Annotated in this window: 11 protein-coding genes and 1 pseudogene; 5 read left to right on the top strand and 7 right to left on the bottom strand. The window is 59.8% G+C overall.

Annotated features, from left to right (window positions below; all coding sequences use genetic code 11):
* The first annotated feature begins 31 nt into the window (after positions 1 to 31).
* The 3 genes from GHO41_RS15860 to GHO41_RS29840 all read left to right on the top strand — a co-directional run bounded on the left by GHO41_RS15860 (position 32) and on the right by GHO41_RS29840 (position 1,814).
* The gene (locus tag GHO41_RS15860) at positions 32 to 334 is read left to right on the top strand and encodes a DUF5629 family protein (RefSeq protein ID WP_048370254.1); all 303 of its coding nucleotides are present in this window, start codon (positions 32 to 34) and stop codon (positions 332 to 334) included.
* A complete protein-coding gene (locus GHO41_RS15855; protein WP_371928950.1) occupies positions 324 to 1,496 on the top strand; it encodes a lactonase family protein in 1,173 nt (390 codons plus the stop codon). Before GHO41_RS15860 ends, GHO41_RS15855 begins: the two co-directional genes overlap by 11 nt.
* A 147-nt stretch (positions 1,497 to 1,643) precedes the next feature.
* The gene (locus tag GHO41_RS29840; protein ID WP_178126524.1) at positions 1,644 to 1,814 is read left to right on the top strand and encodes a hypothetical protein; all 171 of its coding nucleotides are present in this window, start codon (positions 1,644 to 1,646) and stop codon (positions 1,812 to 1,814) included.
* 40 nt (positions 1,815 to 1,854) lie between these two features.
* On the opposite strand, the gene GHO41_RS15850 is transcribed toward GHO41_RS29840, so the two are convergent.
* Together GHO41_RS15850 and GHO41_RS15845 are read right to left on the bottom strand one after the other, a co-directional pair.
* A complete protein-coding gene (locus GHO41_RS15850; RefSeq protein ID WP_153434088.1) occupies positions 1,855 to 2,604 on the bottom strand; it encodes an anti-sigma factor in 750 nt (249 codons plus the stop codon).
* On the bottom strand, positions 2,601 to 3,107 hold the full coding sequence (locus GHO41_RS15845) for a sigma-70 family RNA polymerase sigma factor (RefSeq protein ID WP_153434087.1): 507 nt from the start codon (positions 3,105 to 3,107) through the stop codon (positions 2,601 to 2,603). The genes GHO41_RS15850 and GHO41_RS15845 overlap by 4 nt, the downstream gene beginning before the upstream one ends.
* A 183-nt stretch (positions 3,108 to 3,290) precedes the next feature.
* Here GHO41_RS15845 and GHO41_RS15840 point away from each other — a divergent pair, with 183 nt between their 5' ends.
* Positions 3,291 to 4,373: a catalase family peroxidase gene (locus GHO41_RS15840; protein WP_153434086.1), complete on the top strand. Its 1,083-nt coding sequence runs from the start codon at positions 3,291 to 3,293 to the stop codon at positions 4,371 to 4,373.
* Complete coding sequence (locus GHO41_RS15835; RefSeq protein WP_048370264.1) at positions 4,370 to 4,909, top strand: cytochrome b; 540 nt, start codon at positions 4,370 to 4,372, stop codon at positions 4,907 to 4,909. The genes GHO41_RS15840 and GHO41_RS15835 overlap by 4 nt, the downstream gene beginning before the upstream one ends.
* A gap of 384 nt (positions 4,910 to 5,293) precedes the next feature.
* Here GHO41_RS15835 and GHO41_RS15830 read toward each other — a convergent pair whose 3' ends face one another.
* From GHO41_RS15830 to GHO41_RS15810, 5 genes and pseudogenes are all read right to left on the bottom strand, one after another.
* A complete protein-coding gene (locus GHO41_RS15830) occupies positions 5,294 to 5,884 on the bottom strand; it encodes a glutathione S-transferase (protein ID WP_153434085.1) in 591 nt (196 codons plus the stop codon).
* Positions 5,881 to 9,522: an AAA family ATPase gene (locus tag GHO41_RS15825; RefSeq protein WP_153434084.1), complete on the bottom strand. Its 3,642-nt coding sequence runs from the start codon at positions 9,520 to 9,522 to the stop codon at positions 5,881 to 5,883. Before GHO41_RS15825 ends, GHO41_RS15830 begins: the two co-directional genes overlap by 4 nt.
* Positions 9,519 to 10,763 carry an exonuclease SbcCD subunit D C-terminal domain-containing protein gene (locus tag GHO41_RS15820; protein WP_153434083.1) on the bottom strand — a complete coding sequence of 415 codons (1,245 nt, stop codon included), beginning with the start codon at positions 10,761 to 10,763 and terminating at the stop codon, positions 9,519 to 9,521. The genes GHO41_RS15825 and GHO41_RS15820 overlap by 4 nt, the downstream gene beginning before the upstream one ends.
* A 38-nt stretch (positions 10,764 to 10,801) precedes the next feature.
* Positions 10,802 to 12,436 (bottom strand): BatD family protein, encoded by a 1,635-nt coding sequence (locus GHO41_RS15815; protein ID WP_153327971.1) that lies wholly within the window; start codon positions 12,434 to 12,436, stop codon positions 10,802 to 10,804.
* Positions 12,433 to 12,666, bottom strand: a pseudogene (locus tag GHO41_RS15810) (hypothetical protein); the annotation flags it as partial. The gene GHO41_RS15815 and the pseudogene GHO41_RS15810, both read right to left, overlap by 4 nt.

Below are 12,666 nucleotides of genomic sequence, written 5' to 3'. Positions count from 1 at the left end.
TCATTACGCCTTTCCCACAGGTGAATGATTAATGAGTGATGCAAACCAGACCTTGCGCGCAGCCCTTGAAACCAGCGATATGCTGGAAATTGACGGGCTGCATGCTTTTGAGTTTTCCCTTGACGACCAAGGGCTGCTCATTGAAGCCATGGATGGTCGGGCCAGGAAGCGCTGGAGCTTGACCCCGGAGCAGGTTGAAGCGGCAGTGTTTGACGACAACTTGCAAAGCTGGACGCTGACCGGCGACGCCAGTGAACACCGCCTCGTTTGCATTAGCGCCGTGTGTGCCAGCAACGACGATGACGATGAAGATGAGACGCATGATGAAGCTTAAATGGTTGCCCTTGTTGATGGCCTCCAGCGTGGGGGCGATGTCGGCTCACGCCGCCTGCACCGCTGATGCAGAGTTGCTGGTGGGTTCTTATACCCAAGGCAAAAGCCAAGGTATTTACCGCTTGCAGTTTGACAGTGAGAGCGGGCGCATTACCCCTGAGCCGTTGCAAGTCTTCAAGGCCTCCAACCCGTCGTGGTTGACCCTGTCCAAAGATCAGAGCCGCCTGTTTGTGGTGAATGAGAATGGGCAAGGTCAGGCTGATGTCGTCGGGCGTGTCAGCAGTATTGCGATTGATCCCAAAACCCTCGCGCTGAGCCTGGTCAATCAGGTCAAAACCTTGGGCGAAGAGCCGACGCACTCCGGTTTGAGTGCCGATGAAAAATACCTGTTTATCGCCAACTACGGGGTGCATGAAGACCCGGGTGGTAGCCTGGCCGTGGTGCCGGTGAATGCCGACGGCCAATTGCAGCCTGTTACGCAAATGAGCAGCCATCAGCCAAGCCGGGTTAACCCTGAACGGCAGATGTCGGCCCATGTGCATTCGGTGGTGTCATCACCTGACGGCAAATTTGTCTACGCCAGTGATTTGGGCGCAGACAAAGTGTTTGTTTACCGCTACGACCCTGTGGCCAATCCGGAACACCCGCTGGTTGCAGCCACGCCTGCGGCCATTGAGTTGCCTGCTGGCAGCGGGCCGCGTCACTTGTTGTTCTCCAGGGACGGCAAACATGCGTACCTGACTACTGAAATGAGCGCGCAAGTGTTTGTCTTTGACTATGACAACGGTCAGCTCAAACAGCGTCAGGTACTGGACCTGGCCCATGGCATGCCCGCGCAGAACCGCGCAGCAGGCGCATTGCACGCCTCATCTGATGGCAAGTTCCTGTACGTGAGCAACCGCGGCAAGGCCAACGAGCTTTTGGTGTTCGCTATCAATCCGGCGAATGGTGAGTTGAGCGAGATCCAGCGGCGTTCGGTTGACGGTGATCATCCGCGTGAATTTACCTTGAGCCCCAATGGTAAATTTGTGCTGATTGCGAACCAGATGAGCAATGAAATCGTAGTGGTTGAACGTGATCCCGTGACCGGCAAGCTGGGTAAAACCCTGCAAAAGCTGGCGATGGATGCGCCCTCCGATGTGAAATTCATTCACTGCCCTTAAGGCTTGAGTTGAAGGCTGCGCCTTCTATCAATCGCGCTGATACTGGTTAGTGGCGCAATGAATTTCAGTGTGAAGACCCTTGGCGTTAAGTTGGCTCCACGGCCTGAACAGGCAAGCAAGCTAACTGAATCGTCGAGGGTTACCGCAATGAGCTTCAATCTTTTCTCCGTCATCGCTGCTTCCGCCATCTCTGCCACCGTGGCCCTGCCAGCCAGCGCCAACACTGTGGCCAGCGACAAAAAGTCCACGGCCTATACCCAGAAATACCTGCAGCAAAGCGCTAACTTCTATGCGGCCCTGGACCACAAGGCGCAATAATCTCCCCCCATTTAAACGCTGATCGCAGCCAGGTTCACTGTCAAAAACTCAGTGTATTTAGCAGCGTCGCAGTCGGCCCTTCTGCGGGGCCGACCATAGCGTAGTTATAGCCGGGGCCTGACCAGTAGTCGGCCTGCAAGTCACCATCGCGTCGGCTGCCCCGGGGCAGCAAACTGTTTTGCGGGCCTGGCGGGCGGATGTAAAAGCTGATTTGCTGCCCCTCCGGGTTTTCATAGAGCACCATCGCTGCGCCGCCTTGATCGGTGGAGAGCAAGCGGCAACTGACCGGTTTGAAGCCTGCGCGGCTCAAGTCCGGCAAGCGTTCGGCGTGGCTGAAATAACGGTCCATCCAGGCTTGCATGTCGCTGCTTTGCTCAACCTTATAGTCGGCAGGCAGAAACCCTTGTTCGGCAAACATGCGGTGCGCCGCCAGTGCGTCGGTCATCGGCAGGATGGCCGGGCTCAGAGTCATTTGCCGGGCCTGCCAACCGCCGAGTCCACCCATGCTGACTGCAATCAACAAGACGGCCGCCGTAGCCCAATGACGCGTGGCCTGGCGGCGTTGTCGCTGGCGAATGGCCGCGGGGTCGAGTGCCGGGTTCTCCGGTTGAAGCAGGGTTTGCTGCAACGCCGTGCGCAGGTTTTGCGCATCGCGTTGCCAGGCATGAACCTTGGCCGCGACCTCGGGGTTGGCGTCTAGATAGCGTTCGACGTGCTGTCGGTCAGACTCACTGAGCGCGTGATCGACATAAGCATGCAGGTCGTGCTCACTGGGCGGGGTGGTGATCATTTAAGTCTCCGCAAAGCAGGGCGGGTAATTTCGCCTTCACTGAGTGCGCGCAGGGCCTGGCGTGCGCGTAACAGACGCGACATCACTGTGCCGATCGGCACTTCAAGGATGTCGGCCACTTGCTGGTAACTCAATCCCTCGACAGAAATCCATAACAGCAGCGCCCGTTGCTCGGTGCTCAACTGGTCGAATGCTTGCAGCGTGGTTTGGGCTATTACGGTGCGTTCGGTAGAGGGTTGCGCGTCGTCGCGGCCAGTAAAAAACTCCAGCATCCGCGCATAACGCCGGGTGCGCCGATGGTTGTCGACAAACTGGCGGTACAGAATGGTAAACAGCCAGGCCCGTAAATCACCGTCCGGGCGTTTACTGGCGACACTGCCCAGGGCGCGCTCAAGGCAATTTTGCACCAGGTCATCGGCATTGCTGGCGTGGCGCGTCAACGACAGGGCAAAGCGCCTGAGGCTCGGCATGAGTTCGCGCAATTGCTCGTCAAATGGGTGCATGGTGACTGGCGCCGGGTGGGTCTGTTAATCGGATCAGCGTCATGAAGACGACCAGGCTTAGCCTTTATTCCCTGGGCTTGAAAATAAATAACCTGAAAATAATTGCCTGGCGCCGGGAATAAGCCTGATCGGCCTGCGTCTCATAGGCCATCCACCTGATGGCCCGTGGCCAAGGAACACTTTATGGTAGATCAATTACCGCCCGTACGGCCCGTGAAAGCTGCATTGAGCCCCACCAGCGTGTTGCTGCGTCTGGCGGGTATTGGCGCAGTGGTAGCGGTCATCGCCACAACCTTCTTTTACGTCAACGGCACACTGGATGCCGAACGCTTGCGGCCTAAAACCCTGGTCAATGCTTTGGAGCGCAACAATGGCGTGCATCCGGGGTATCGGCGTAACCATGCCAAAGGCATGTGCGTGATCGGGTATTTCGAGAGCAACGGCAATGCTCAGCCGTTGTCCCGCGCACAAGTCTTTGAAACCGGTCGTACTCCGGTCGTGGGCCGCTTTGCCTTGCCGAGTGGCAACCCCTATGCGCCTGACAGCAGTGTGCCGATCCGCAGCCTGGCATTGCGCTTTACCCAGGCCAATGGTCAGCAATGGCGGACCGGAATGAACAGCATGCCGGTCTTCCCGGTGGGCACGCCTGAAGCGTTCTATGCGATGTTGCAAGCGGGAACGCCAGACCCGGCTACCGGCAAGCCGAAGCCCGACGCCATGCCGGCGTTTTTTGCCGCACACCCGGAAACCGCAGCTTTTTTGCAATGGGTGAAAACCGCCAAACCTTCGGCCAGCTTTGCGACTGAAGGCTACAACGGGATTAACGCGTTCTATCTGGTGAATGCCGCCGGGCAGCGTCAGGCCGTGCGCTGGGGTGTGGTGCCGGAAGGTCATGATGCCGCCGGGGCAACTGCTCCCAATGATGCGGACTACCTGGAAAAAGACCTGGTGCAGCGATTGTCTGCCGGGCCTTTGAGATGGCAGTTCAACCTGACCTTGGCCGACGCAGGCGACCCGATCAACGATGCGAGTAAAACCTGGCCAGCCAGCCGCAAGGTGATCAATGCGGGAACCTTGGTGCTGCAAAGTGCGCAGCCACAAAACGATGGCGAGTGCCGTGACATCAACTACGACCCGTTGATCTTGCCCAATGGCGTCGAAGGCTCGGGCGACCCCTTGCTGGCTGCACGTTCGGCTGCCTATGCCAGTTCTTATCTGCGGCGTACCAGTGAAGTTGATCAGCTGTCCCAGGAGAAACGTCCATGAGCATCTCTAACAAGCATTTCGCACCTCTGGCGCGCCTGCTGCATTGGCTGATGGCGTTGATGATCATTGCCATGCTGTTTATTGGGGCCGGGCTGGCGGCCTCTGTCTCCGAGCGGCATGAATGGTTGCTCAACCTGCACAAACCCCTGGGCATAGCCATTTTACTGCTGGTGATTGTGCGGCTGTTTGTGCGCTTTACCACCCATCAACCGGCGTTGCCTGCTGATTTGCCGGCGGTCCAGGTTTTGGCTGCAAAACTGTCGCACGTGTTGCTGTACGCGCTGATGTTCAGCCTGCCGCTTATCGGTTGGGCGATGATCTCGGCGGCGGGTGATCCGGTGATGTTGAGCAGTTCCTTGCAACTGCCATCCATCCTGGCTGCCAACCCAAGCACCTTTGCGTTCTTGCGCAAAGCCCACACGTACCTGGCGTATTTGTTGTTTTTTACCGTGTTGGCGCATTTGGCGGCAGCGTTGCTGCACGGTTGGGTGCGCCGTGACGGGGTGCTGGAAAGCATGGTGCGGGGTAAGGATTGAAGACCCTGTAGTCGCTGCCGAAGGATGAGGCTGCGAATTGCCTCAAGACGGCGGTCCTGCGGCCCGCATCGCAGCCTCGTGCCTCGTCAGCGACTACAGACGTAGCCTCGCGGAGCTCGGCAACTGCTACAGGGTTGGCGAAAATCCTGTAGGAGCTGACGAAGGATGAGGCTGCGATGGGTTGCGCAGCGACCCCAAGACGGCGGTCCTGCGGCCCACATCGCAGCCTCGTGCCTCGTCAGCGACTACAAGTTGGCGAAAATCCTGTAGTCGCTGCCGAAGGATGAGGCTGCGATGGGTTGCGCAGCGACCCCAAGGCGGCGGTCCTGCGGCCCGCATCGCAGCCTCGTACCTCGTCAGCGACTACAGTTGGCGAAAATCCGGTCAGGCAGTTTTGGCCATGACGGCGGTAAACAATTCAGACGCTAAAAACCGTTCCAGCCAGGCATTCAGGCGGGGGTAGGGCGCTTGTTCGAACCAGTCACGGTCGACGTGGGCGAACTGGCGCACAAACGGCGCCAGGGCAATGTCCGCCAGGCTCAAGGTGTCGCCAGCCAAATACGGCGTCTGTTCAAGTAACACTTCCAGCCGCTGCAAAAATGCCGCTCCTTGGGCCCGATACTGTTCCATGGGCTGTTCCGGGTAGCGGATGGCGTATTTGTAACGGTCAAGGTCGACCTTGAAGACCTGGTCGTTTTCTTCAATCAGCGCGGCACTGTCCGGGCCAAGCCAGTTGTCCGGATCATGCTGGGCCAAGGCCCAGTGCATGATCTCCAGGCTTTGCTCAATCACCCGGCCATCGGCACAGACCAATACCGGTACGGTGCCTTTGGGCGACAGCGCGAGCATTTCAGCCGGCTTGGCCTTGAGGCTGACTTCTACAATCGATAACGGCACGCCGCTGTAACGCAGGGCCATGCGCGCCCGCATGGCATACGGGCAGCGACGGAAGGAATACAGCACGTTGCCGGTCATTTGACCTCCACGGTGCTCAGGCCATTGCCTTGGCGCCGCACCTGTATTTGCACCGGAATGCGTTCATGCATTTCCTGTACGTGGGATATCACCCCAACTTTGCGCCCCTGGGCTTGCAGGCCGTCGAGGGCATCCATGGCCAATTGCAATGACTCGGGGTCCAGGCTGCCAAACCCTTCATCGATAAACAGCGACTCGATTTTCAGCGTGCTGGACGCCATCGACGCCAACCCCAATGCCAGTGCCAACGACACCAGGAAGGTTTCACCGCCGGACAGCGAGTGCACCGAGCGCAATTCGTCGCCCATTTCGGTGTCCATCACCAGCAAACCAAGCATGCTGCCGCCGCGCTTGAGGCGGTAACGTTTAACCAGTTGGCGCAGTTGAGCGTTGGCGTGGTGCACCAGCAAATCGAGGTTGTAGGCCTGGGCGATCTTGCGGAATTTGTCGCCGGTGCCCGAACCGATCAGTTCACTCAGCCGCGCCCAGCGCTGCCATTCTTCATGGGCTTGAGCGATACGTTGCGCCAAGGCCTGGTTGGCCTCTTGGCGACGTTGGTCTTCTGCCTGTTGCGCCCGCAGTTCTGCCACGTGTTGTTCGCTGGCAGCGATTAGCGCGTTCAATTCAGTGAGGGCAACCTCTAGCGCCTGGGCATCAAGGTTGCCATTAGCCTGCGCCTGATGCTGGTTGAGGCGTTGCTCACGTTCCTGGAGCAGGACGCGGGCTTGCTCGACGGCTTTTTCGCTGGCTTGCAACTGCTGGCGCAGGTCGCGAATGTGCGTGTCGTCGAAGCTCAACAATTGTTGCAACCGGGCCGTATCGAGCGCTGAGTGCTGCCCGTGCCATTGCTCGACCTGCTCGCTCACGCTGCCGTGTTCAGCTTGCAGGGCGTGCAGATGCTCTTGTTGGGCCTTGAGCTGGGCCGCCAGTTGCACCAATTGGTGGGCGGTGGTATGCAGCGCTTCGCTGGCGTGGGTCTGGGCGTTGCGCGCCTGCTCAAGCGCCTGTTCAAGGTGGTGCTGCCATTGTTCGGCGCTCGGGTGATCGCCCAGCAATTGCTTGAGGCTTTGCTGACCTGCCTGCTGTTGTTCGTGCAACTCAGTTACGTTGCGTTGCAGGGCATCCAGCTCTTTAGTGTGGGTGGCTTGCTGATACTGTTCACGCTCGATGCGGCTGCCGCGTTCAGTCTGCTCGGCGTGTTCATCGCGCTGTTGATCCAGTTGTTCAAGGCGATGGGTGACCTGCTGATCAAGCTGCATAAAGCAGGCTGAGGCGTTTTCACGCAATGCCGCCAGTGTGGTCTCCGGCAGCAGGTTGGCAAACTCGGAAAGCTCTTCCTCAAAGCGCAACGTGTCGGCCTTGAGGTGTTGTTGCTGCTCGCTGAGTTGCTGCGTGGCTTGCTGGCTGGCTTCTGTGCTGCGTTGCAGCTGTTGCTGCAATGCAGCAGCTTCTTTTTGCAGGGCGAGCAGAGCGTTTTGACGTTGTTCGTCTTGGCTGATGCTGTGCTGCAACTGGCTCAAGCGTTGAGTCAGCCAGCCTTCGCGCTTGGCCGGGTCTTGCCCTTGCCATTGCGCATACAGCGGATGGGCTTCCAGGCCGGGCGCCAGCGCCTGAATTTCTTCGCCAAGTTGCTGATGCTGCTGTATCAGTTCGCGCTGTTGCGCGTTGACCCCGGCGAGTTGCTCACGCAACTGGTTGAGCGTTTCTTTGAGGGTATCGACCGTTTTGCGCGCGTTGGTCTCTTCTTCCTCGTCAAAACGCGACAGGCTCTGCAACAGCGCTTCAGGCTGGTGATACGGGTGGTCATGGCTGCCGCAGACCGGGCAGGGCTGGTCGTCCTGTAGCTGCGCGCGCAGCTCTTCGACGCTGGCGCTGCGGGCCAGGCGCTGGCGTTCAAGCAACTGCTGAGTCACGCGCAAGGCTTGTTCGGCAGCTTCAAAGTCTTTTTTGGTCTGGGTGCCTTGGCCGATGAGCGTTTCGCGTTCGGTTTGCAGGTTTTGCAGTTTGAGCTGCACCGCCTGTAAACGCGCCTCAAGGGCCAACTGGCTGCTGCACAGGCGCTGTAAGTCTTCAAAAGCGCGCTGTTGCTGACGGTTGTCAGCCAGCAGGCTGCCCAGGGTCTGGATCTGCTCATTAACGGCGTGCGGTTCGGCACCGGCTTCCTGGAACAAGATTTCCAGGCTGCTGCGCAGCTCAGTGAGATGTTGCGCTGCCTGGCTGGCGCGCTGTTCTAAAGCCGGTAATTCTTCACGGCCTTTATTCAGCGTGGTGCTCAGGCGCACCAATTGCTGCAGGCCGCGACGGTAACCGTCCCAGGCATTGGCCAAGGGGGCCAGTTCGGTGCTGTGTTCCAACTGCGCAGCGATCTGCGCCAAGCGTTCTGTACCTTGCTGCTGTCGCTCGAGCAAGCCGTGCAAGGCCTTTTGCCCTTCGGCGCAGGCGTCTTCAGCCTGCTTTCTAAGCGCCTGTTGAGCCTCTAAGGCTTGGGTCAGACGAGTGAGATTGGCGTGTTCCAGATGGGCTTTTTGCAGATGCGGTGCGGCATCCCGTAGCTCGGCCTGGGCCTGATTGGCCGTCTGCTGCGCAGTCTGGAGTGCTTGTTGCAGTTGGGTCTGGCGTTGACCCAGCTCGGTCTGCTGTTGCAAGTGCCCGGCGATCTGCTCGGCCAGTGGGCTGAGTTGCGCGTCCAGTTCGGCCAAACGGGCGAACTGATGACGCTGGGGCGCCAGTTGTTCCAGTAACTCGAGGGTTTGTCGCTGCTCGGCTTGGCCGTCCCACTGGGCTTGGGCCTGTTGGAGCTGTTCGGCGGCACTCTGTTGCTGTTCTTGCACCTCGCGCAGGGTTTTGAGCCATGTGTGCTGCTGTTCAAGTTGCTTGAGCTGGCTTTGCCGGGTTTTCAGCAGCTGTTGCGCCTCGCTATGGCGCTGGTCCAGCTCGGCACGGGCTTCGGCCTCCAGCGGGGTTACGCCAACGGCCTGATCTTGCAATTGCTTGTGCGCATCGCGGGCCTCTTTGGCTTTGTCAAAGGCACGCTTGCCGAGACGGGTGTACAGCGCCGTGTCGGTGAGTTTTTCCAGCAGTTCACTGCGCTCGTTGTCATCGGCCTTTAGAAACGCACTGAACTCGCTCTGTGCCAGCATTACGGCACGGGTGAACTGTTCGAAGTTCAGGCCCAGACGTGACTCCAACTGTACTTTGTAGTCGCTTTTCTGGCTGGCCAGCAGCTGATCGCTGTCCAGATCGCGCAGGCTCTGGCGGCTGGCTTGCAGCTTGCCATTGGCCTTTTCGCGGGCGCGGTTGGCTTCCCAGCGAGCACGATAGCGGCGGCCATCAATGCCGACGAAATCGACTTCGGCATAGCCTTCGCCGGTGCCGCGCCGCAGCAGGGTACGCGGGTCACCGGTGGCGATCTCGCCGTCGGCATCCGGGACTTTGGCATCCCGGCCGGTGTTGTTCAGCCGCGGCACTGCACCGAACAAGGCCAGGCACAAGGCGTCGAGCAAGGTGCTTTTACCGGCGCCGGTGGGGCCGGTGATTGCAAACAGCCCGGCACTGGCCAGTGGTTCGGCGGTGAAGTCCAGCTCAAAAGGACCTGCCAGTGAAGCCAGGTTTTTCAGGCGAATCGCGAGGATTTTCATGGCTGTTCACCTTCCATCTGGACTTCTTGCAGCAGCACGGCAAAGTCTTTGAGGGTTTGCTCATCGGCTTCGCTGCCGTAGTTGTCCTGCCAGGCGCGACTGAACAGTTCTTGCGGGGTCAATTGGTCCAGCTCGATCAATTGCGCGGCGTCGTTGTCCCCGGCGCGGCTGCCATTACCGGCGTATTCAGCAGAGATGCGTACCAGACGCACGGCTTTGCCCAGCAGGGCGGTTTCGATTTGCTGACGCAAGTCGGGCTGGGGCTCGTCCAGTTTGACCCGTACTTCAAGCCACGGTTGGCGCTGGGTATCGGCCAGCAGGTCAATGTCCGACAACTCGGCCAGTTGGGCGAGAATCTCAAGCAGTGGCGCCGGGCCGACCCGTTGCAGATTGACGGCGCGCGGGATCAAGCGGGTTTCGACGCTGACAAGGGCTTCGCCGTCGAGTCTGACGTCGAGAATCTGGTGCTGGTAGCCGATCTCGGAGAACGACAGCGGGATCGGTGAACCGCAATAGCGGATGCGCTCTTCGCTGTTCACCCGTTGCGGTTTGTGCAGATGGCCCAGCGCCACATAGCTGATGCTGGGGCCAAACAGGCTGGCGGGCAGGGCTTCGGCATTGCCGATGATCAGGCTGCGCTCGGAGTCTTCGGACACCGAACCGCCGGCCATGTGCGCGTGGCTGATGGCAATCAGCGCTTGCCCGGGCTTGCGTTTGGCGTTGGCGGCTTCAATCAGCCATTCGTGGACCTGGCCAATGCCCCGCAGGTAATCATCCCCCAAGTGCGCGCCGGTGACTTCGGCCGGGCGCAAGAAGGGCAGGGCCAGGCACCATGCGGCGATTTCGCCAGAGGCGTCAGGCAGCGCAATTAACAGGCGTTCGGCATCCAGTTGGCCGTCATCAAGCCACAGCACACGGCCCAGTGCATGGGTATGCAAACGGCGCATCAACGGCGCAGGCAATTCGATACGCGAGCCGGAGTCGTGGTTACCGGCGATCATCACGATGGTCAGCTTGGGTTGTTGCTCGTGGGCGCTGACGATGAAGTCGTACAGGCGTTCCTGAGCTTTGACCGGCGGGTTGACGGTGTCAAAAATGTCCCCGGCAATCAGCAACACATCGGGTTGTTCTGTGGCCAGTTGGGTGAGTAGCCAGCTCAGAAAGCAAGCGTGTTCGAAGTCGCGTTCCTGGCCATGGAGGTTTTGCCCCAGGTGCCAGTCGGAAGTGTGAAACAGGCGCATAACAAAATCCGTTTAAAAAGGGTAAAGCGTACCCGCGATTATTTGGGGTAAAGCGGCGGCAGGCTGCTGGATTCGCTGGCGGTGTCCTGCTCGCGTTCGGCGGCCGGGATGCTGCGAATCGCTTTCCACAGCTCTTCACCTTGCCAGTATTGGCCGGTTTCGCTGTAGAGCGCGCCGTTGAGGCCATCCAGTGCATCGGACAGCAGTACAAAACGTGCGGCCATTTCGGCCAGGGTTTCTGGTTGTTGCCGCGCCCAGGCGTCCAGCGCCTGGCGCGTGGCCTGCGGGTCGTTGGCCAGGCTGGCGCGCTTGATGTCGTCGAGCAGTGTGCGTGGGCTCGGGCCGGTTTGCGCAGCTCGCAGAATGGCCGGTTGCCAGCGTGCGCGCCACCACAGGCCGAAGCCAATCAATGTGGTGCAGGCCAGCAGCAAGGTGCTCAGTTGCCACAGCCACAGCGTTGAGTCATCGCTGTCGACGACCGGGCCAGTACCGGCCAGTGTGTCGGCGGCCAGGCTGGTGTTGGCCGCCACCTGCAAGGTGCGGGCGGGCAGGTAGCTGCGTTCGAGACGGTCTTCGTGGGTGTTCCACCACACCAGTTCAACGGCGGGCAGTTCCACCTGGCCTACTCGCGTCGGCACCAAGGCTTCACGCTCTTCGCGGCTGCCGATCAGACCGTTGTCAGTGACCTGATTGCTCAGTTGCGGCAAGTCGGGGTAACGCCGCAAGCCATTCACGTCGGTGGCGGGCAGCGGCGGCAATTGGGCACTGGACAGGCCTTCGGCCTTGAGGGTCAGGGTGCGGGTCAGCGAGTCACCCACTTTGGAGTGATCTGGCTCTGGGTTCCAGCTTTCGCTCAGGCTCAGGCTGCGGGCCGGTAACCAGGCGGCAGTGGCCGGGTAGTCTTCTGGCTTGGGTTTGACCTGCAAGGGGATCTCGGTGGAGGTCACGTGGACCATTTTCCCGGGTTTGGGCGCGCTGGGCGTCGAGGTGTTGCCGGGCTGGTTGTCCACCTGGGTCGCGCTGAAGGTCAACGCAGGGATTTGCAGCTCGCCGCTGTGTTGCGGGTAGATGCCGTAGCGCACCTCGATCACGCCGTGGCGCACGCCATTGATCAGCTTCTCGTAAGTGCGTGACTCGCCCAACTGCTCAACGATGGCGTCTTGCAGGTGCAGCGGGGTCAAGTTGCTGTCGTCGTACAGCGCCACCGAGTGATAAACGCGCAGGGTCAAAATCGCCTGGGCTTGTACGTACACACTAGGCTGATCGAGGCTGGCCTCAATGAATACAGGGGCCAGCTCGGTGTCACTGGCGCTGCTCTGGGTCACCGTGAGGTTGATCGGCAGGCTGTGGTAATCGCCCACTTGCAAGGACGGAATGGTCACGGTGCCGGTTTGTTTGGGTTGCAGGGTGATGATCCAGCGGGTGGTGGCTTTGTTGTCATCGTTGAGCGTGGTCAGTTGGTTGACCTGACGCGTGCCGCGCACTTCAAACAGGGTGTCCAGCGGCGCCAGATCGGGTTTGCCGAACAACGTGGCGTCATTGGTCTCCAGGGTCAGCTCGACGGTTTCACCGGAGTTGAGCTGATCGCGGTCAACACTGGCGACCAGCCCCAGCGCATGGGCGGGCACTGTCCAGCAACAGAGCAAAAAGAGTAAAACGCAGAAGCGATTCATTGCGGCGAGTCCTGATGTTGCTGCTGTTCGTACCAAAATTTTCGTCGTAGCAATTCACTGGGGTTGTCGGGAATCTGTCTGAGCCATTGCTCCAGCGCCTGGTGGTGTTCGTCATCCAGCACATCCGTGGTCGGGGCGGGTGGACGGGTTGTGGTTTCTTCTTCAGGTTCGTTGCCGGGCTCGTTGGCGGCCGGTGGCGGTTCGACGGCGTCGTCCGGGTTGGCATGGGC

It is taken from the genome of Pseudomonas sp. FSL R10-0399, assembly GCF_009600165.1.
Lineage (GTDB): Bacteria > Pseudomonadota > Gammaproteobacteria > Pseudomonadales > Pseudomonadaceae > Aquipseudomonas > Aquipseudomonas helleri.
This window is presented reverse-complemented; position numbering and strand designations above follow the sequence as displayed.

Coding starts and splice junctions, on each gene's coding strand:
- GHO41_RS15860 (WP_048370254.1), top strand. CDS start 32: ATGAGTGATGCAAACCAGACCTTGCGCGCAGCCCTTGAAACCAGCGAT.
- GHO41_RS15855 (WP_371928950.1), top strand. CDS start 324: ATGAAGCTTAAATGGTTGCCCTTGTTGATGGCCTCCAGCGTGGGGGCG.
- GHO41_RS29840 (WP_178126524.1), top strand. CDS start 1,644: ATGAGCTTCAATCTTTTCTCCGTCATCGCTGCTTCCGCCATCTCTGCC.
- GHO41_RS15850 (WP_153434088.1), bottom strand. CDS start 2,604: ATGATCACCACCCCGCCCAGTGAGCACGACCTGCATGCTTATGTCGAT.
- GHO41_RS15845 (WP_153434087.1), bottom strand. CDS start 3,107: ATGCACCCATTTGACGAGCAATTGCGCGAACTCATGCCGAGCCTCAGG.
- GHO41_RS15840 (WP_153434086.1), top strand. CDS start 3,291: ATGGTAGATCAATTACCGCCCGTACGGCCCGTGAAAGCTGCATTGAGC.
- GHO41_RS15835 (WP_048370264.1), top strand. CDS start 4,370: ATGAGCATCTCTAACAAGCATTTCGCACCTCTGGCGCGCCTGCTGCAT.
- GHO41_RS15830 (WP_153434085.1), bottom strand. CDS start 5,884: ATGACCGGCAACGTGCTGTATTCCTTCCGTCGCTGCCCGTATGCCATG.
- GHO41_RS15825 (WP_153434084.1), bottom strand. CDS start 9,522: ATGAAAATCCTCGCGATTCGCCTGAAAAACCTGGCTTCACTGGCAGGT.
- GHO41_RS15820 (WP_153434083.1), bottom strand. CDS start 10,763: ATGCGCCTGTTTCACACTTCCGACTGGCACCTGGGGCAAAACCTCCAT.
- GHO41_RS15815 (WP_153327971.1), bottom strand. CDS start 12,436: ATGAATCGCTTCTGCGTTTTACTCTTTTTGCTCTGTTGCTGGACAGTG.